The sequence below is a fragment of the Streptomyces sp. Tue6028 genome (genome assembly GCF_002300165.1).
Taxonomy (GTDB): domain Bacteria; phylum Actinomycetota; class Actinomycetes; order Streptomycetales; family Streptomycetaceae; genus Streptomyces; species Streptomyces siamensis.
In genome coordinates, this window is the sequence record NZ_MLCE01000012.1 from 253,552 (window position 1) to 271,180 (window position 17,629).

Sequence of the window (17,629 nt, forward strand, 5' to 3'; positions counted from 1 at the left end):
GGACGGGCCGACGGCACCGGGAGTCCGTCGGCCCGAGCGTGTGACCGCGTCGCTCAGCGGTGGCTGACCTGGAGTTCCTTGACGCCGTTGATCCAGGCGGAGCGCAGCCGGCGCGGGTCGCCGGTGAGCCGGAGGTCGGGCATGGCGTCGGCGATGGCGTTGAAGATGAGGTCGATCTCCAGGACGGCCAGGGACTTGCCCAGGCAGTAGTGCGGGCCGCCTCCGCCGAAGCCGAGGTGCGGGTTGGGGTCGCGGGTGACGTCGAAGACCTCCGGGTGGTCGAAGACGTCGGGGTCGTGGTTGGCGGAGGAGTAGAAGATGCCGACGCGGTCGCCCTTCTTGATCTGCTTGCCGCCGAGTTCGGTGTCCTGGGTGGCGGTGCGCTGGAAGGAGACGACGGGGGTGGCCCAGCGGACGATCTCCTCGGCGGCCGTGGCCGGGCGCTCCCTCTTGTACAGCTCCCACTGCTCGGGGTGGGTGAGGAAGGCGTGCATGCCGTGGGTGATGGCGTTGCGGGTGGTCTCGTTCCCGGCGACGGAGAGCATCAGCACGAAGAAGCCGAACTCGTCGGAGGCGAGGTTGCCCTCGTCCTCGGCGGCGACGAGCGTGGTGACGAGGTCCTTGGCCGGGCACTGCTTGCGGTCGGCGGCCATGTTCATGGCGTAGGCGATGAGTTCGGTGGCCGACTCGGCGCCGACCTCCTCGGTGATGGCGTACTCCGGGTCGTCGTACGCGATCATCTTGTTGGACCAGTCGAAAATCTTGGCGCGGTCGTCCTGCGGGACACCGATCAGCTCGGCTATCGCCTGGAGGGGCAGTTCACAGGCGACCTGGGTGACGAAGTCGAAGGAACCGGAGTGGGCACGGGCGGTCTCGACGATCGCGCGGGCGCGAGTGCGCAGGGTGTCCTCCAGCGCGCGGATGGCGCGCGGGGTGAAGACGCGCTGCACGATCTGCCGGACACGGGTGTGCTCGGGCGGGTCCATGTTGAGCAGGATGAGCCGCTGGGCGTCGATGGCGTCGCGCTCGATGTGCTCGTTGAACCGGATGATGGCCGTGTTGACGGTGGAGGAGAAGATCTCCGGGTGGGTGGAGACGTACTTGACGTCCACGTGCCGGGTGACGGCCCAGTAGCCCTCGTCCTGGAAACCGGCGAGATTGGACGGCTGAGCCACCCAGTGGACCGGTTCGACACGGCGCAGTTCGGCGAACTCCGGCAGGGGCACACGGTCGCGCAGCAGATCGGGGTCGGTGAAGTCGAACCCGTCGGGGAGCGCTGGACAGGGCATCGGCAACTCACTCCTGCCATCTGACGGTCCATCAGGAATTGCCGTGAAGGTAGTAACGGGTTCCACAACTCGCAAGAGGCGCGGCATCCCCAATTGCGTGCGGGATTCGTGCAGATCGCGACTTCCGAGGCTGCACGACCCTTGCGGTGGTGGACGCGATGTCAGCAGACTGCACACAGAACTAGAACGCGTACTAGTTCTGCGTGGCGGGTGGGCCGGGACGCCCGCGCCGCGCGGGTAACGGAGGAGAGGACCCACCCCCAATGGCCGCCGAACCCGTGATCGTCGAAGCTGTACGCACCCCCATCGGCAAGCGCGGCGGCGCGCTCGCCAATCTGCACCCCGCCTATCTCCTGGGCGAGACCTACCGGGAGCTCCTGGGCCGCACCGGCATCCACGCCGACTGCGTCGAACAGATCGTCGGCGGCACGGTGACGCACGCCGGCGAACAGTCGATGAACCCCGCCCGCACGGCATGGCTGACGATGGGCCTGCCCTACGAGACGGCGGCGACGACGGTCGACTGCCAGTGCGGCTCCTCGCAGCAGGCCTCGCACATGGTGGCCAACATGGTCGCGGCGGGCGTCATCGACGTCGGCATCAGCTGCGGTGTCGAGGCGATGTCGCGGGTGCCGCTGGGCTCCGGCTCCAAGCACGGTCCGGGCAAGCCGTTCCCCGACGAGTGGAACGTGGACCTGCCCAACCAGTTCGAGGCGGCGGAGCGCATCGCCCGCCACCGCGGCCTGACCCGCGAGAACGTCGACTCGCTCGGCCTCATCTCGCAGGAGCGGGCGGCGATCGCCTGGTCCGAGGAGCGCTTCAAGCGTGAGACGTTCGCCGTGCAGGTGCCGACCACCGAGGAGGAGCAGCGGGCCGGACAGGGCATGTGGCGCCTCGTCGACCGGGACGAAGGACTGCGGGACACCTCCATGGACGCGCTGGCCCGCCTGAAGCCGGTGATGCCGACCGCGGTCCACACGGCGGGCAACTCCTCGCAGATCTCCGACGGTGCCGCCGCCATCCTGTGGGCGTCGAAGCGGATGGCGCGCGCCCTGAAGCTGAAGCCGCGGGCCCGGATCGTCGCCCAGGCGCTCGTGGGCTCCGACCCGCACTTCCACCTCGACGGCCCGATCGACGCGACGCGCACGGTGCTGGGCAAGGCGGGGATGTCCCTGAAGGACATCGACCTCGTCGAGATCAACGAGGCCTTCGCGTCGGTGGTGCTGAGCTGGGCCCAGGTCTTCGAGCAGGACCTGGAGAAGGTCAACGTCAACGGCGGCGCGATCGCGCTGGGTCACCCGGTGGGCGCCACCGGGGCCCGCCTGATCACCACCGCGCTCCACGAACTGGAGCGTACGGACAAGGAGTTCGCCCTGATCACGATGTGCGCCGGCGGCGGACTGGCCACCGGGACGATCATTCAGCGGCTGTAGCCGCCCAGGCGACGAAGCCGGTGAACGCGGCGGGCCCGAAGGCGAGTGCCGGGCCCGCCGGGTTCTTCGAATCGCGTACGGCGACGGTGGCGTGGGGGGTTTGGGCGACCTCGACACACTCGCCGCCCTGGTCGCTGCTGTACGAGGCCTTGCGCCAGGCGAGGGGGGCGGTGGGGGCGCATTCGACGCAGGAACCGCCGGTGTCACCGCTGTAGCTCGACTTGCGCCACCGCACGTCCGCCGAGCGCGAGTTGCTCTCCATAGCGTTCCTCCATCACGTGCCGGATCAGCATCGCCGAGTCCCTGAGGGAGAGCGCGGCGGCTTGAAGGTGATCGTAACGGAGCGAACAGTCCCTGACCGTGGCCGGGTTCGCAGTCGGATGGCCGCTCCCGTAACTCTCGGTGTAGACGATGGCGGGGTCGGTGGCGAAGCGATAGAGAGTGAACGAGCCGGTGAGCCCGGCGTGCGCACCGGCTTTGAAGGGCAGCACCTGAATGTTGACCCGGGGATCGTGCTCGAACGCCAACAAGTGCGCCAGTTGGCCCCGCATGGTGCCCGGCCCACCGATCTCCTGGTAGAGAGCGGCTTCGCTCAGGACCATCCAGAAGACGGGCGGCTCACCCGCCTCGAAGATGCGCTGGCGCGCCAACCGTACGGCGGTGCGGTCGTCGAGGTCCCTGCGGTCGAGCGCACCGAGCGTGGCCCGCACATACGCGTCGGTCTGGAGCAGGCCGTGGACCATGCCCATCTGGAATGTGCAGATCTCCGTCGCCCGCACTTCCAACTCCGCAACCTGTTGGAACCAGGCGGGCACATGACTGCGCAACACCAGCCCCACCAACCGCGACAACAACCCGCCCGTCCCTAGCGCCGCGTCCACCCGTTCGCTGAACTCGGGCGTGGGCAGTTTGCGGGCCGTCTCGATCTGGCCGACCAGCGAACCGGTGTAGTTGACGATGTCCCCGAGCTGCTTCTGCGTGAGCCCCGCGGCCTCGCGATGGCGGCGCAGTTCGAAGCCGTAGTAGTCGAGCGGCGAGGCACCCGGGTCGAGGGAGCTGATGTGGGTCACGCACGGCCCCTTCTCGTACGGCTCGGCCAACAGCGGTACCAGTTGCATCCGTTCGGTAGCCCAGAGTAGTCGCGCGAGGCCAGCCTCGACGTGTGAACGAATACTTTCCCCCCACGCTGCTGGGCCCCCGTCCCGCCCAGTACCGCATCCGTCTCACGGCGGGTGAGCACTCGGCCCGGCACATCCGCCGGATCGCCCGCTCGTGCCTGGAGGAATGGGAACTGGCAGAGGCGGCGGACTCCGTGGAGCTGGCGCTCACCGAGCTGCTCGCCAACGTCGTCCGCCATGTCCCCGACCGCCGTTGCGTGGTGGTGCTGCTGCGGCTGGCGGCGGGTGTGCGGGGGGAGGTCACCGACGGTCACCCGCAACTGCCCGCCGCCCGGACCGAGTTGCGGCCGGAGGCGGAGAACGGCCGCGGGCTCGTCCTGCTCGACGCGGTGGTCGACAAGTGGGGAGTGGATCCCGAACCGGGCGGCGGCAAGACCGTGTGGTTCGAGTGCTCCGCCCCCTGAGCCGGGCACCCGGCCGCGGGGAACGGCTTCCTGTGCGGCCCCGATGAACGCGTCCGGTCGGTTTCGCGTCTTCCCACGTGGCACAGCACACCCACACCTTCGAAGACCTCGAACGGAAACGCCGAGCCGTGGTCCCTGCCGAACCGACCGCCCTGATCCCCGTCCGGCCGGACCGCGCGACCGCGCGCCGAGGGCGGCCCCTCCGGGCGTTCGGGCGCCGCCACCGGGTGGCGTTGCCGGCCACCCTGCCCACGCTCCCGCTGTACGCGGTGTGGTGGGTGTTCCTCGCCACCGGCGGCGGCGATCTGGCGGCCCAGGAGGCCTGGGCCGGATTCGCCGCCCGGCACGGCGGATCGGCGTACAACCTGTTCTGGTACGGCGGGATGCACACCGCCGACTACAGCCTGATGTCCCCGTACTTGATGGCCGCGCTCGGTGTGCGCACGGTGACCGTGGCCTCCGGACTGGCCGCGTCCTGGCTGGCCGCCGTGCTGATCGGACGCACGGGCGTCCGGCGTCCGGCGGGCCCGGCCCTGCTCGCCTCGCTCGCGCTGTGGTGCAACGTCGCCTCGGGGCGGACGACCTTCGCCCTCGGCGTCGCCTTCGGGCTCGCGGCCTGCGTGCTGCTGACCGGCGAGCGGCGCGGGCCGCTCGCGGCCGGGTACGCGGCTCTCGCGACGGCCGCGAGCCCGGTGGCCGGGCTCTTCCTGGCGGTGCTGGGAGCCGCGTACCTCGCGGAACGCGACCGGGTGCGGGCCTGCGCCCTGCTGCTGCCGCCGTGCGTCGTGGTCGGGGCGACCACCGTGCTGTTCCCCTTCACCGGCGAGCAGTTGATGCCGCCGGCCCGCGTCTGGCCGCCCGTGCTCCTCGGGCTCGCGGTGGCCGCGCTGGCCCCGCGCGGCTGGCGGGTGGCCCGGTGGAGCGGGGTCGTCTACGCGGCCGGCACCGTCCTCACGTACCTGGTCGCCTCGCCGGTCGGCACGAACGTCGAGCGGTTCGCGGAGCTGTTCGCGCCCGCCGTGCTGCTGGCCGCGCTGCTCACTGTCTCCCGGCTGAAGAGGCTGCGGCGCGGCGTGCTGGTCGTGGCGCTGGTGTTCTCCGTCGCCTGGGTCGGCAAGAAGACCGCCGACGACCTGGTGGTCTCGACGGCCGTCCCCGCCTGGGCCGCCGACACACAGGGCGTGATCGGGGCGCTGGAACGGCTCGGCGCCGACCGCGGCCGGGTCGAAGCGGTCCCGGCCCGCAACCACCGCGAGGCCACCGCGCTCGCCCCGCACGTGAACCTGGCGCGCGGCTGGAACCGCCAGCTGGACATGGAGCGCGGGCGGCTCTTCTACGACGGCACCTTCTCCGAGGCCTCCTACCGGGCCTGGCTCGACCGGTGGGCGGTCGGCTACGTCGTGCTGTCCTCGGGCACGCCGGACGGGTACGCGCGGGACGAGGCGCGCCTGGTGCGCGAACGGCCCGCATGGCTGGAGCCGGTGTGGAGCGACGCGCACTGGCGGGTGTTCCGGGTGCGCGACGCGGTGCCTCTGGTGTCGGCCCCCGCATCGGTGCTGCGCAGCTCCGGCGCCGACGTCGAGGTGCGGATACCGAGGCCCGGCCCGGTCACCGTGCGGATCGCGTACTCGCCCTGGCTGCGCGCCGAGGGCGGCTGCCTTTCGCAGGAGGGCGAGTTCACGCGGCTGACGGTGTCCGAGCCGGGCGAGTACCGGATCAGTTCGGAGTACGGCCCGTCGCCAGGGCGGGCTCCTTCGTGCTGACCTCCACGGGCCTGCCCGGCGTCCGCGGCCGCGGCCCCTGGAGCAGGTAGGTCAGGCCGAAGCCCGCCGCGACGACGGCCGCGCCGCCCACCGCGTCCAGCACCCAGTGGTTGCCGGTCGCCACGATCGCGGAGACCGTGAACAGCGGGTGCAGCAGACCCAGTGCCTTCATCCACCACTTGGGCGCCAGGATCGCGATCACGAGCCCGCACCACAGGGACCAGCCGAAGTGCAGCGACGGCATCGCCGCGTACTGGTTGGTGAGCGCGGTCAGCGTGCCGTAGTCCGGCTGGGAGAAGTCCTGCACGCCGTGCACCGTGTCGATGACGCCGAGGCCCGGCATCAGGCGCGGCGGTGCGAGCGGGTAGAGCCAGAAGCCGACGAGGGCGAGCAGGGTGGCGAGGCCGAGCGCCGAGCGCGCCCAGCGGTAGTCGGCGGGCCGGCGGGCGTAGAGGACACCGAGGACGGTGAGCGGGACGACGAAGTGGAACGACTCGTAGTAGAAGTCGAAGAAGTCCCGCAGGAAGCCGACCTTGACCACCGCGTGGTTGGCCCAGTGCTCGATGTCGATGTGCAGGAACCGCTCGATGGCCAGTATCTGGTCACCGTGGTGCTCCGCGGTGGCCCGGCCGCCCGAGTTGGTGCCGCCGGTCGCGGCGAGCCGGACCTGCTGGTAGGCGGAGTAGCCGACGCGGATCAGGAGCAGTTCGAGGAGCAGGTTCGGGCGGGTCAGGACCCGGCCGGGGAACGGCAGCAGCGGCACCCGCCTGAAGCGGGTGGGCACGGGTCGCGCGTAGTCGGTGGGGACCGGTGCCCGGTAGTGCTCCGAGGTGCGCGACAGGAACGGCACGACGGTGGCCGCGGCGAGCGCGGCGAGCAGCACCACGTTGTCGCGCAGCGGGTACAGCGACGTCATGTTCGGCAGCATCATCGTCGCGGGCAGCGTCATGACGAGGACGACGGCGACGGGCCACATGTAGCGGTCCGAGGTCTTCCTGCCGACCCGGCCGACCACCGCCAGCAGCACCCACAGCAGCTGGTGCTGCCAGCTGGTGGGCGACACGGCGACGGCGACGCAGCCGGTGACCGCCACGGCGAGCAGCAGCTGGCCGTCCCGCGCGTAGCGCACGGCGCGGCGCAGTCCGAGGACGGCGACGGCCGCCCCGAAGAAGAGGAACAGTCCTATCTCCGGCGGGCCGGTCAGGCCGAGCCGCAGCAGCGCGCCGTGCAGGGACTGGTTGGCGAGGTCGTCCGCCTGGTCGCCGAGTCCCACGCCCGCGAAGTGGTGCACCCAGTAGGTGTTCGAGTCGTGCGGCAGCGCGGCCCAGGCGAGCAGGGTGAGGCCGCCGAAAGTGAACCCGGTGGACGCGGTGGCGCGGCGGCGGCCGGTGAACCAGAGCAGCGGCGCGAAGAGCAGGACCGTCGGCTGGAGGACCGCGGCGAGACCGATCAGGGCGCCGGCGGCGCGCTCCCCGCGGACGGCGAAGCAGCCGAGCAGGACGAGCAGCACCGGGATGATGCTGGTCTGGCCGAGGTAGAGGGCGTTGCGGACGGGCAGCGACAGCATCAGCAGGCTGATCGCGACCGGCGCGGCCAGCAGCGAGGTGCGGCGGCTCACCGGCTGCGGCAGGGCGCGGGCGGCGACCACGCCGAGCGCGACGACCAGCAGCAGTGTGCCGAAGGTCCAGCCCCAGCCGAGGGCCTGCTCGGCCGCGCGCGTGAGGGGTTTGAGGACGAGTCCGGCGAAGGGTGTGCCGGTGAACTGCGTCGAGTCGTACAAGGAGCCCTTCACGTGCAGGACGCCGTCGGGTCCGACCCAGGTCTCCAGGTCCGTCAGCCGGTCCGTGCTGGGGGTGCTGAGGACGGCGGCCATCTGCCGCACCGCCAGGACCGTGGCGATCAGCCACAGCCCGACACGGGCGGCGCGCAGTCTCTCTCCCGTCGTCCCGACGACTCCCGCCCCGAGGGCATTACCTGCTCGTCCGCCGCGCTCCGCGTTCGCCACGCTCCGTCGGCCCTCCCGCCCCATCCGTCCCGCGTGTCCCTGCATGTCCCGTACATCTGTCCCTTTCGGGACCCTATGAGGCTCGCACTGCCCCCGTCGAGAGACGCAGGCAACCCCCTCTTCACCTGACGGCCTCCCTCCTTTTGTCCGGAAGACGACCGTGCGCGGGCGGTCCGGTTCCCTCCCCGGCCCGCGACAAAGATCACAGGTGACGGCCCCGGAAGCGCTGGTCGATCTCTTCGTCGCCCCTGCGTACGCGGCATTTATGTGCACTGCGCGGCAGGCCGGCCACGCCACGTAATGGCACCGAGTGCCCCTATGGTCGCTTTTCGGCCTGCTTCCGGGTGGGCCAGGTCCGCCCCCGGGTGGCCGAGCCCCGCCGCCCGGCGGGCCGCGGTCCGCCCCGTGCGGCCCGGGTCCGCCGGCGAGCGGGCCGAGGCCCGCCTCCGGGTGGGCCCGGGTCCGCCACCGCGCGAACCGTGTCCCTGTCCCCGACGGAAGGAAGGCCCTTGCCGACCGCCACGCCCGTAGCCCCCACCATCCGCGCGCCGCGCGCCGCCGGCTCCGCGCCTGCCGCCGCTCCCCCGGAGATCACCGTCACCGACCCGGCGCTGGTCAAGCGCGCCGTGAAGGCGGCAGCGCTCGGCAACGCGATGGAGTGGTTCGACTTCGGTGTCTACAGCTACATCGCGGTGACCCTGGGCAAGGTCTTCTTCCCGTCCGGCAACCCGACCGCGCAGCTGCTGTCCACCTTCGGCGCCTTCGCCGCGGCCTTCCTCGTCCGCCCGCTCGGCGGCATGGTCTTCGGACCGCTCGGCGACCGCGTCGGCCGCCAGAAGGTCCTCGCGCTCACCATGATCATGATGGCGGCGGGCACGTTCGCGATCGGCCTGATCCCCTCCTACGCGACGATCGGCGTCGGTGCGCCGATCCTGCTGCTCGCCGCCCGCCTCGTCCAGGGCTTCTCGACCGGCGGCGAGTACGCGGGCGCCTCGACGTTCATCGCCGAGTACGCGCCCGACAAGAAGCGCGGATTCTTCGGCAGCTGGCTGGAGTTCGGCACGCTCGCCGGCTACATCGGTGGTGCGGGCCTGGTCACGCTGATGACCGCCCTGCTCTCCGACGACGCCCTGCTGTCCTGGGGCTGGCGTGTGCCGTTCCTGATCGCGGGCCCGATGGGCATCATCGGCCTCTACCTGCGGATGCGCCTGGAGGAGACCCCGGCGTTCGCCGCCGAGGTCGAGAAGGCGGAGAAGTCCCGCCCCAAGGTGCCGCTGCGCGAGATGGTCGCCGGCCAGTGGCGTGCGCTGCTGCTGTGCATGGGCCTGGTCCTGGTCTTCAACGTCACCGACTACATGCTGCTGTCGTACATGCCGAGCTACCTCACCAGTGAGCTCAAGTACGACGAGACGCACGGCCTGCTCGTCGTCCTCGGTGTGATGGTGCTGATGATGGTCGTACAGCCCTTCGCGGGCGCGCTCACCGACCGGATCGGCCGCCGCCCGTTGATCTTCGCGGGCTGTGCCGGGTTCCTGGCCCTGTCGGTCCCCGCGCTGCTGCTGATCCGTCAGGGCAGCCTGTTCGCGGTCGCTCTCGGCATGGCCGCCCTCGGCCTGCTGCTGGTCTGCTTCACCGCGGCGATGCCCGCGGCGCTGCCCGCGCTCTTCCCGACGAAGGTCCGCTACGGCTCGCTGTCCATCGGCTTCAACATCTCCGTGTCGATGTTCGGCGGCACCACCCCGCTGGTGGTCACGGCGCTCATCGGGGCGACCGGCAACATGATGATGCCCGCCTACTACATGATGGCCGCCGCCGTGATCGGAGGCGTCGCGGTCTGGTTCATGTCCGAGTCCGCCGGGCGTCCGCTGCCGGGTTCCGCGCCGTCCGTGGAACCCGCCGACCGCTGACGCGGACGCGGAGCACGAACCGCCAGGCCGCCACGGGCGCCGGCGCCGGGTCACATCCCGGCACCGGCGCCCGTCGCCGTGGAACCACGGCCTCCGCGACGCCGTCTGAGTCCCTGTTCCGACGGCACGACGGAAGGACTACGGGGGACATGCGCGCGGGTCGGTCGAGTTTCGTACGGGGACGGCTGCTGATCGTCGTCCTGGCCCTGCTGGGGCTCCAGCTGGGATCGCTGGTGGCACCGGCGTACGCCTGCGGATGCGGCGCCATGGTGCCGGACGCGCAACGGCACGTCACGGTGAACCGCGAGACGTCCGTGGTCCGCTTCGACGGCCGTCAGGAGCAGATCGTGATGCGCCTGACGGTCACCGGTGACTCCCGCAAGGCCGCGTGGATCATGCCGGTCCCGCACCGGGCCACCGTGAAACTGGGCGACAGCGAGCTGTTCGGCCTGCTCGACGACGCCGTCGCGCCCGAGCACCGCACACGCCACCACTTCTGGCCGGACTCCGGTGACTGGCCCTTCGCCGATGACGGGGACACCGCCGACGCCCCGCGGGCCGGCGCGACGGCGCCCTCCGTGGACGTCGTCGGCCGCGAACGCCTGGGCCCCTTCGACGTGGCCCGCCTGACCGCCACCGACTCCGGCGCCCTCGGCGACTGGCTCTCCGAGAACGGCTTCTCGCTCCCCGCACGGCTCGACAAGGCACTGCAGCCCTACGTCGACCAGGGCTGGGAGTACGTGGCGATCCGCCTCGCCCCCCAGCAGGACGACGCCCCGCTCGGCGGCACCCTGGACCCGCTCCACCTCACCTTCGCCAGCGACGAACTGGTGTACCCGATGCGGCTGTCCCGGCTCGCCCGGACACCGCAGTCTTTGGGCCTGTACGTCCTCGCCGAGCACCGCATGGAGCCGGGCTCGTCGATCGGCGGCGACGCGCCCCGGATCACGTACGCGGGCCGGATCTCCGCCCTTCCGGGCCCGCTGGCCGGGCTCACGGCCGACGGCACGGACTTCCTCACCGCCCTCGACCAGGAGTTCCCGCAGCCCTCGCGCATCTCCGGCGACCACCGGCTGCGGCGCACGGCCACCGACGCGACGTACCGTCAGGTGATCTACAGCGACCGGCTGTTGATGGCGGGACCGGTCCCGGCCTGGCTGCTGACGGTCCTCGCGGTGCTCGCCGCCGCCCTGACGGTCCTCGCGCTGCGTGTACGGGCCCACCGGCGGCGCCCGGTGCTGCCGCCGCCCCCGGTGCACGCACCGCCGCCGATCGGCTGACGTCCGACACGCCCCGCGGAAAACCGGCTGGCGAGCGCCCGGAGCCGCGACTACATTCACCACCATAACTAGTTAGGGCATCTAACTAGGCATACGAAAGGCATGGTGCATGAGCGAGTCGCAGCTCTGGAACGACGTCGACGACTATTTCGCCACCCTCCTCGCCCCCCACGACGACGCGCTCGCCGCAGCCCTGCGCGAGAGCGACGCAGCCGGCCTGCCCCGCATCAACGTCGCGCCGAACCAGGGCAAGCTGCTCCACCTCCTCGCCCAGCTCCAGGGCGCGCGCCGCGTCCTGGAGATCGGCACCCTCGGCGGCTACAGCACCATCTGGCTGGGCCGCGCCCTGCCCGCAGACGGCCGGCTGATCACCCTGGAGTACGACCCCGCGCACGCCGAGGTCGCCCGCCGCAACCTCGCCCGCGCCGGCCTCGACAAGATCGCCGAGGTGCGGGTGGGCCCCGCCCTGGAGTCCCTGCCGAAACTGGCCGACGAGCATCCGGAGCCGTTCGACCTCGTCTTCATCGACGCCGACAAGGTGAACAACCCGCACTACGTCGAGTGGGCCGTCATGCTCACCCGGCCCGGCAGCCTCATCGTCCTCGACAACGTCGTGCGCGGTGGCGCCGTCACGGACGCGGACAGCACCGACCCGAGCGTCCGCGGCACCCGTGCCGCACTCGAACTGTTCGCCAAGCACCCGAAGTTGAGCGGCACGGCGGTCCAGACGGTGGGCAGCAAGGGGTACGACGGATTCGCGCTGGCCCGCGTGGTGGCCTGACGGTCCCGGACGGCGGGGCCGCCGCCCGGGACCGAAAACCCCTCAGGGCTCGTGGTAGAAGCCCACGTTCACCGTGCGCGGGCCGCTGCGGTCCTGGATGACGAGCTCCCCGGAACCGCCCACCGGCAGCTTCGCCGTCCCCCCGTACGGGAGGGCCTGCGCCTGCTGCCCGGCCAGCGTCAGCCGCACCTCGGAGGACGGCTCGGAGTGCGAGCCGCGCAGCCAGGTCACCTGCCAGGTGCCGTCCGGGCCGCACAGGAACTCCAGATGGACCCGGGAGACGAACAGCCAGTCGTCGGGGGTCGCGAGACGGCACACGGCCCGGTCCCGGCCCACCCGCAACACGGCTCCGGGGTCGCTCGGCGCGTCGGCCATCAGCATCCCGGCCGTCGCACCCGCGTCCGCCCCGGACACCGAGGCCATGGTGAGTTCGAGCACGCGCGCTCCTTCGTGTTGTGCCGGTCCCGTCGTTCGGGCACGGAGCGCCGTCGGCGCGCCGCCGCCGCATGATAATTCGACCGATCGCCCCGTGGTGGGGCCTCCGGCACAATGGACCCATGACCGAGCGAAAGCCACCCGGTGTCAGCTTCGAGTCCTGGATAGACAAGCAGATCCGCGAGGCGCAGGCGCGCGGCGAGTTCGCGGAACTCCCGGGCGCCGGCAAGCCGCTGCCGCACGGGAACGACACGTCGTACGACGAGATGTGGTGGATCAAGCAGAAGATGGCCCGCGAGGGGCTGTCCGTGCTGCCGCCCACCCTCGCCCTGCGCAAGGAGGCGGAGGACGCGCTCGCCGCGGCCGCCGCGGCACCCTCGGAACGCGTCGTGCGCCGCATCGTCGAGGACATCAACGTCAAGATCCGCGACGTCATGTTCAAGCCCCCGCCGGGACCGCCCCTCGGCCTCAAGCCGTACGACGTGGAAGCGGTCGTGCGCGAGTGGCGCGAAGCCCGGGGGGAATGACCGGCCGCCCGGGTGTAACCCGGGCCGGCCCGGGCAACCGGGCTGCTGGGCTGCGGGAGTCCGAACGGGGCCGCGGCCCCGGACCATGGTCCGGGGCCGCGGCCCCGTGGCACGGCCGGCCGTGGCCGACCGTGCGGAACGTGTCCCGCACCGTTGCCGACGACGGTGCGGGACACGGGCTCACAGGTGCAGGAGCCGCTCGGTGATCTCGCGGTAGTCCCGCAGCGCGAGACGCAGCTGTTCGGTGTCCGCGCCCGCCTCCTTGCCCTCGCCCTGCTGGAGGACCGTGCGCAGGGTGCGCCGACGCCGGGTCACGGCCTCCGTGAACGTCCCGGCCAGCTCCTCCAGCACGTGGTCGGCCTCCTCCACGGAGTCCCTCGGCCCGTCCACGAATCCGCCGAGCGCGTGCCGCAGACGCAGCGCGAACGTGTCGCTCTCGTCCTTCGCCAGCAGCGGGGTGTCCGGCCGTCCGGTGTCCCGCGCGGGCCGGCCGCCGCCGTGCCCGTCGGCACGCCCGCTCCCCGTGCCGCCCTCGGCGGCACCCGTGGCACCGGTGGCGGTCCGGGCACGGTCGCCGAGACCCTCGCCGCGGCCGACGCGTTCGGCTCCCGCGGTGCGGTCACCGGACTTCCCCGTGCGGTCAGCGGACTTCCCGTTGCCGTCGCGGCCGAGGCCGTCGCCCCCGCGGGCCGGGACGTCGGCACGCCCGCCGGCGCGGTCCTCGTCGGCGCGGGTACGGACGTCGTCGCCCCGGCCGCGTCCGTCCGTGCCCATGCGGCCCACGGCCGCAGGTCCGTCACCCTCGCGGGGTGTCCCGGCCGCGTCGGCCCGGCCCGGTCCCTCCTCGCGCACCGCGCCGCCGGCGGCACGCACGCCCTCTCGGGGCGCGGTGACGGAGCCTTCCGGCTCCCCGGCGCGTGCCGCCGCGGCCTCCTCCGCCGCCGCCCGGAACGCCGGGTCCACCGGGCCCCTCCCGGTCGTACGCGACGGTGTCCGCTCCGGATCCTGGTCCGGTGTCCTGTCGTTCATCTTCGTCAACTCCCCTTCACCTGACGGCGGGTGAACGCCCAGGGAAGCGGGGAACGGCTGCCGGAGACCGGCTTCCCGGAGTCGGCCTCCGGGGTCTGCGTCTCCTCCGTGCGATGCCGCGGATCGTCCTGCCGCGCCGGGGCCACCAGCTCCTCGAACAGGGCGCGGGCCTCGATCATGGCCTTGCGCATCTCCTCCGTGCCGGCGCCGTTCTCCGCCGCCCCGGCCTGCGCGACGCGGTGCACGCGCCGGTAGCCGTGGACGTGGTGCCCGTGGTGCACCGAGAGGGCGTCGACCTGCTCCTCGTACCGGCCGCCGTCGGGGAATCCGCGCTTGCCCGCCACCTCGCCGAGCAGCCGGTCGGCCTCGGCCACGGCCTCCTGCGGGGAGTCGACGAAGCGTTCCTGGGCGGCCGTCCAGCGGTTCGCGTACTCCTCGCGGGCCGCGGCCTCCAACGGCTGCCTGCGCAGGGCCCCGTGCCGCTTCACCCGCTCGGCCAGGTCACGTTCGGCGGCCCGGGTGTCGCCGTCGTGCCGGGCGACGGTCCTCTCGTACTCGGGTCCGAAGCGCCGCCGCATGCTGCGCCCGCCCTGCGGCCTTTGAGCAAGAAGGGTCAGGGTGGCCGCAACGACGACAACGGCCACCACGATCACGATCAGAGCGATGATCACGCCTGTGGACATGGATGCCTTCCCGGGTTCTCGACCCAACGGGCCGGTTCGGGAACCGGGTTGCCCGGAAAGCGCTCCCCAAACGGTCCCCGCACCGCGCACGCCCGCCGTCCGCCGCCCGCGCCGCGGTGTCCGCCGTAATCCGCTTGCGGGCGGGGTGCCCCACCTCCCCACAATGACCGGCATGACCGACGCCCCCGCCGACAACGCCTCCCGTACGACGGCCTCCTGGACCGTCGCTCCCGAGCCCTTCGACTCCCCCGCGGCGGCGGCGCTGTGGCGGGCGTACTACACGGAGGTCAGCGACCGCTGGTACCTGCTGCACGAGGGACGCACGACGGACCCGGGTGAGCTGGAGCGTGAGATCGCCGCACACCAGGGCCACGAATTCACGCCGCCCACCGGGGTGTTGCTCGTCGCGCGGTACGACGGCGAGCCCGCGGGCACGGCCGGTGTACGGATGCTCGACGCCGGCACGGGCGAACTGAGCCGCGTCTTCGTCCGCCCGGAACTGCGCGGCAGGGGCGGCGCTCCCGTCCTGCTCGCGGCCGTCGAGGAGGCGGCCCGCGGCCTCGGCGCCGAGCGGCTCGTCCTCGACACCCGCAGCGACCTCGTGGAGGCCCGCGCGCTGTACGCCCGGCACGGCTACCGGGAGACCGCGGCGCACAACGACGACATCTACGCCGAGCACTGGTTCAGGAAGGAACTGACGGGCCGGCCGGCGGAGTAGGCCGGAGCCGCTCTCACTTCTGCCTGGTGTGCGGGCCGGGCACCGAGCCGTCGTGCGGCCGTTCCGCGTCGGAGCCGCACATCTCCGCGTTCAGCTCCTCGACCAGCCGGGCCAGATCGGTCGGCCGGTCCGGCCCCCACCAGTCGCCCAGCAGCTCGGCGAGCGACTCCTCGCGGGCCTTGGCCAGCCTGTCGGCGGCCTCCCGGCCCTCCTCGGTCAGCACCAGGTCCAGCCCCTCACGCAGGGCGAGCCGGCGCTCCTCCACCTGCCGGGCCGCGGCCAGCACGACGTGCAACGGCACGGAACTGCGCTCGGCGAGCTCCGCGGGCTCCGCCCACCCGTACTTCTTGATCCGCAGCAGCAGCCAGCTCGCCGCAGGCAGCAGGTCGTAGCCCGCCCGCGCGGTGATCTTCTCGTAGATCTCCCGCCGCCCCTCGCGGGTCCCGAGCACCGACAGCGCCCGGCACACCTCGTCGTACGACGACCGCTCCACCGGGTTGCTGGCGAGCGTCTCCGTGACGTCCGGCGCCGTCACCGAGCCGCGCAGCCTGTCCTCGCGCAGGAACCAGGCCAGCACGAAGCCGAGAAGGGCCACCGGGGCGGCGTAGAGGAACACGTCCGTGATGGACGACGCGAACGCGTGCAGGACGGGCTGGCGCAGTGCGGACGGCAGCTCCGCGATGCCCTTCGGGTCGGCCTTGAGCGCGTCGGGCGTGAGGCCCGGGGGGAGCTCCTGCCCGGAGAGCGCGACGACGAGGTTGTCGCCGAGACGGTTCGCGAAGACCGTGCCGAAGATGGCGACGCCGAACGAGGCGCCGATGGAACGGAAGAACGTCGCGCCGGACGTGGCGACACCGAGGTCCTCGTACGACACCGCGTTCTGCACGATCAGCACCAGGACCTGCATGACCAGGCCGAGCCCCAGGCCGAAGACGAAGAAGTACGCGCTCATCTCGCCGGTGCCGCTGTTCTCGTCCATCTGGTGGAGCAGCAGCAGGCCGATGGTGGTCACCCCCGTGCCCGCCACCGGGAACACCTTCCAGCGGCCGGTGCGGCTGACCACCTGCCCGGAGAAGGTGGAGGACAGCAGCAGCCCGAGCACCATCGGCAGCATGTGCACACCGGACCAGGTCGGCGAGACGCCCTGGACGACCTGGAGGAAGGTCGGCAGATAGGTCATCGCGCCGAACATCGCGAAGCCGACGATGAAGCTGATCACGGCGGACAGCGTGAAGGTGCGGATGCCGAACAGCTTGAGAGGGAGGACGGGTTCGGCCGCCCGCCGCTCCACGGCGACGAACAGGAAGGCCAGCGCCACCCCCAGCACCGCGAGCCCGATGATCTGTGGCGAGCTCCAGCTCCAGGTGGTGCCCCCGAGGGAGGCCACCAGTACCAGGCAGGTGGCGACCGCGGCGATCAGGAACGTGCCGAGGTAGTCGATGACGTGCCGGGCCGTCTTCGCCGGGATGTGCAGGACGACCGCGATCACGACGAGGGCGACGACGCCCACGGGCAGATTGACGTAGAAGACCCAGCGCCAGCTGAGGTGTTCGGTGAGCAGGCCGCCGAGCAGCGGTCCGAGCACGCTGGTCGCGCCGAAGACCGCGCCGAACAGCCCCTGGTACTTGCCGCGTTCACGCGGCGGCACGAGGTCGCCGACGATCGCCATCGACAGCACCATCAGGCCGCCGCCGCCGAGGCCCTGGAGGGCGCGGAAGCCGATCAGCTCGCCCATGTTCTGCGCCATGCCGCACAGCGCGGAGCCGATCAGGAAGATCACGATCGCCGTCTGGAACAGCTTCTTGCGGCCGTACTGGTCGCCGAGCTTGCCCCACAGCGGGGTCGCCGCGGTCGACGCGAGCAGATACGCGGTCACCACCCAGGACAGGTGCTCCAGGCCGCCGAGGTCGCTGACGATGGTGGGCAGCGCCGTCGACACGATCGTCTGGTCCAGCGCGGCGAGCAGCATGCCGAGCAGCAGCGCGCCGATCGAGACGAACACGCTGCCGTGCACCTGGTCGCGTGCGTCGAGCGCGGCGGCGGTGCGGCGCCGCACGGCCGATTCGTTGACGGCCGTCACCCCGCCCGGTCCGGTCGCCCCGTCCGGCCCGGCGGGCGTGTCCGCGCCGCCCGGCGCGTCCGGCCCGCCCGGTATGTCCGCGCCGTGCGCATCCCCGGTCATTCGACCTCCCTGAGC

The 17,629-nt window shown here is 72.1% G+C and carries 16 protein-coding genes; 8 read left to right on the plus strand and 8 right to left on the minus strand.

The window, feature by feature from the left end:
• Window positions 1–53 precede the first annotated feature (53 nt).
• Window positions 54–1,289 (minus strand): cytochrome P450, encoded by a 1,236-nt coding sequence (locus BKI49_RS10680; protein WP_095933995.1) that lies wholly within the window; start codon window positions 1,287–1,289, stop codon window positions 54–56.
• A gap of 263 nt (window positions 1,290–1,552) precedes the next feature.
• Here BKI49_RS10680 and BKI49_RS10685 point away from each other — a divergent pair, with 263 nt between their 5' ends.
• A complete protein-coding gene (locus tag BKI49_RS10685) occupies window positions 1,553–2,722 on the plus strand; it encodes a steroid 3-ketoacyl-CoA thiolase (protein WP_095933996.1) in 1,170 nt (389 codons plus the stop codon).
• On the opposite strand, the gene BKI49_RS10690 is transcribed toward BKI49_RS10685, so the two are convergent.
• A complete protein-coding gene (locus tag BKI49_RS10690) occupies window positions 2,706–2,984 on the minus strand; it encodes a DUF397 domain-containing protein (protein WP_095933997.1) in 279 nt (92 codons plus the stop codon). The two genes, BKI49_RS10685 and BKI49_RS10690, sit on opposite strands and share 17 nt — an antisense overlap.
• Entirely contained in the window at window positions 2,926–3,792 is an 867-nt protein-coding gene (locus BKI49_RS10695) for a helix-turn-helix domain-containing protein (protein WP_095934128.1), read from the minus strand. Before BKI49_RS10695 ends, BKI49_RS10690 begins: the two co-directional genes overlap by 59 nt.
• A gap of 92 nt (window positions 3,793–3,884) precedes the next feature.
• Between BKI49_RS10695 and BKI49_RS10700 the strand changes: the two genes are divergently transcribed.
• Entirely contained in the window at window positions 3,885–4,304 is a 420-nt protein-coding gene (locus BKI49_RS10700; RefSeq protein WP_095933998.1) for an ATP-binding protein, read from the plus strand.
• 128 nt (window positions 4,305–4,432) lie between these two features.
• Window positions 4,433–6,067, plus strand: a complete 1,635-nt coding sequence (locus BKI49_RS10705) for a hypothetical protein (protein ID WP_095934130.1) — start codon at window positions 4,433–4,435, stop codon at window positions 6,065–6,067.
• Here the strand turns inward: BKI49_RS10705 and BKI49_RS10710 are convergent.
• Window positions 6,021–8,072: a bifunctional glycosyltransferase 87/phosphatase PAP2 family protein gene (locus BKI49_RS10710; protein ID WP_257004698.1), complete on the minus strand. Its 2,052-nt coding sequence runs from the start codon at window positions 8,070–8,072 to the stop codon at window positions 6,021–6,023. The two genes, BKI49_RS10705 and BKI49_RS10710, sit on opposite strands and share 47 nt — an antisense overlap.
• A gap of 509 nt (window positions 8,073–8,581) precedes the next feature.
• On the opposite strand from BKI49_RS10710, the gene proP reads away from it, so the two are divergent.
• From proP to BKI49_RS10725, 3 genes are all read left to right on the plus strand, one after another.
• Window positions 8,582–9,979: a glycine betaine/L-proline transporter ProP gene (gene proP / locus BKI49_RS10715; protein WP_095933999.1), complete on the plus strand. Its 1,398-nt coding sequence runs from the start codon at window positions 8,582–8,584 to the stop codon at window positions 9,977–9,979.
• Between the two features lie 149 nt (window positions 9,980–10,128).
• The gene (locus BKI49_RS10720; RefSeq protein WP_095934000.1) at window positions 10,129–11,259 is read left to right on the plus strand and encodes a DUF2330 domain-containing protein; all 1,131 of its coding nucleotides are present in this window, start codon (window positions 10,129–10,131) and stop codon (window positions 11,257–11,259) included.
• Window positions 11,260–11,368: 109 nt separating this feature from the next.
• Window positions 11,369–12,040 (plus strand): O-methyltransferase, encoded by a 672-nt coding sequence (locus BKI49_RS10725; protein WP_095934001.1) that lies wholly within the window; start codon window positions 11,369–11,371, stop codon window positions 12,038–12,040.
• A 42-nt stretch (window positions 12,041–12,082) separates the two neighbouring features.
• Here the strand turns inward: BKI49_RS10725 and BKI49_RS10730 are convergent, their stop codons facing one another.
• Window positions 12,083–12,478 carry an FHA domain-containing protein gene (locus BKI49_RS10730; protein ID WP_095934002.1) on the minus strand — a complete coding sequence of 132 codons (396 nt, stop codon included), beginning with the start codon at window positions 12,476–12,478 and terminating at the stop codon, window positions 12,083–12,085.
• Window positions 12,479–12,597: 119 nt separating this feature from the next.
• Between BKI49_RS10730 and BKI49_RS10735 the strand changes: the two genes are divergently transcribed.
• Window positions 12,598–13,002 carry a DnaJ family domain-containing protein gene (locus BKI49_RS10735; RefSeq protein ID WP_095934003.1) on the plus strand — a complete coding sequence of 135 codons (405 nt, stop codon included), beginning with the start codon at window positions 12,598–12,600 and terminating at the stop codon, window positions 13,000–13,002.
• Window positions 13,003–13,182: 180 nt separating this feature from the next.
• Here the strand turns inward: BKI49_RS10735 and BKI49_RS36135 are convergent, their stop codons facing one another.
• Together BKI49_RS36135 and BKI49_RS10745 are read right to left on the minus strand one after the other, a co-directional pair.
• Window positions 13,183–14,031 (minus strand): hypothetical protein, encoded by an 849-nt coding sequence (locus tag BKI49_RS36135; RefSeq protein WP_143658412.1) that lies wholly within the window; start codon window positions 14,029–14,031, stop codon window positions 13,183–13,185.
• Window positions 14,032–14,036: 5 nt separating this feature from the next.
• Window positions 14,037–14,714: a hypothetical protein gene (locus BKI49_RS10745; RefSeq protein ID WP_095934005.1), complete on the minus strand. Its 678-nt coding sequence runs from the start codon at window positions 14,712–14,714 to the stop codon at window positions 14,037–14,039.
• Window positions 14,715–14,886: 172 nt separating this feature from the next.
• On the opposite strand from BKI49_RS10745, the gene BKI49_RS10750 reads away from it, so the two are divergent.
• Entirely contained in the window at window positions 14,887–15,432 is a 546-nt protein-coding gene (locus tag BKI49_RS10750; protein ID WP_095934006.1) for a GNAT family N-acetyltransferase, read from the plus strand.
• 13 nt (window positions 15,433–15,445) lie between these two features.
• Here the strand turns inward: BKI49_RS10750 and BKI49_RS10755 are convergent, their stop codons facing one another.
• Window positions 15,446–17,614 (minus strand): MDR family MFS transporter, encoded by a 2,169-nt coding sequence (locus tag BKI49_RS10755; RefSeq protein WP_095934007.1) that lies wholly within the window; start codon window positions 17,612–17,614, stop codon window positions 15,446–15,448.
• Between the last annotated feature and the right edge of the window lie 15 nt (window positions 17,615–17,629).

Excerpts from the sequence above, each read along its gene's own strand:
- BKI49_RS10680 (WP_095933995.1), bottom strand. The coding sequence starts at position 1,289 with ATGCCCTGTCCAGCGCTCCCCGACGGGTTCGACTTCACCGACCCCGAT.
- BKI49_RS10685 (WP_095933996.1), top strand. The coding sequence starts at position 1,553 with ATGGCCGCCGAACCCGTGATCGTCGAAGCTGTACGCACCCCCATCGGC.
- BKI49_RS10690 (WP_095933997.1), bottom strand. The coding sequence starts at position 2,984 with ATGGAGAGCAACTCGCGCTCGGCGGACGTGCGGTGGCGCAAGTCGAGC.
- BKI49_RS10720 (WP_095934000.1), top strand. The coding sequence starts at position 10,129 with ATGCGCGCGGGTCGGTCGAGTTTCGTACGGGGACGGCTGCTGATCGTC.
- BKI49_RS10725 (WP_095934001.1), top strand. The coding sequence starts at position 11,369 with ATGAGCGAGTCGCAGCTCTGGAACGACGTCGACGACTATTTCGCCACC.
- BKI49_RS10735 (WP_095934003.1), top strand. The coding sequence starts at position 12,598 with ATGACCGAGCGAAAGCCACCCGGTGTCAGCTTCGAGTCCTGGATAGAC.
- BKI49_RS36135 (WP_143658412.1), bottom strand. The coding sequence starts at position 14,031 with ATGAACGACAGGACACCGGACCAGGATCCGGAGCGGACACCGTCGCGT.
- BKI49_RS10745 (WP_095934005.1), bottom strand. The coding sequence starts at position 14,714 with ATGTCCACAGGCGTGATCATCGCTCTGATCGTGATCGTGGTGGCCGTT.
- BKI49_RS10750 (WP_095934006.1), top strand. The coding sequence starts at position 14,887 with ATGACCGACGCCCCCGCCGACAACGCCTCCCGTACGACGGCCTCCTGG.
- BKI49_RS10755 (WP_095934007.1), bottom strand. The coding sequence starts at position 17,614 with ATGACCGGGGATGCGCACGGCGCGGACATACCGGGCGGGCCGGACGCG.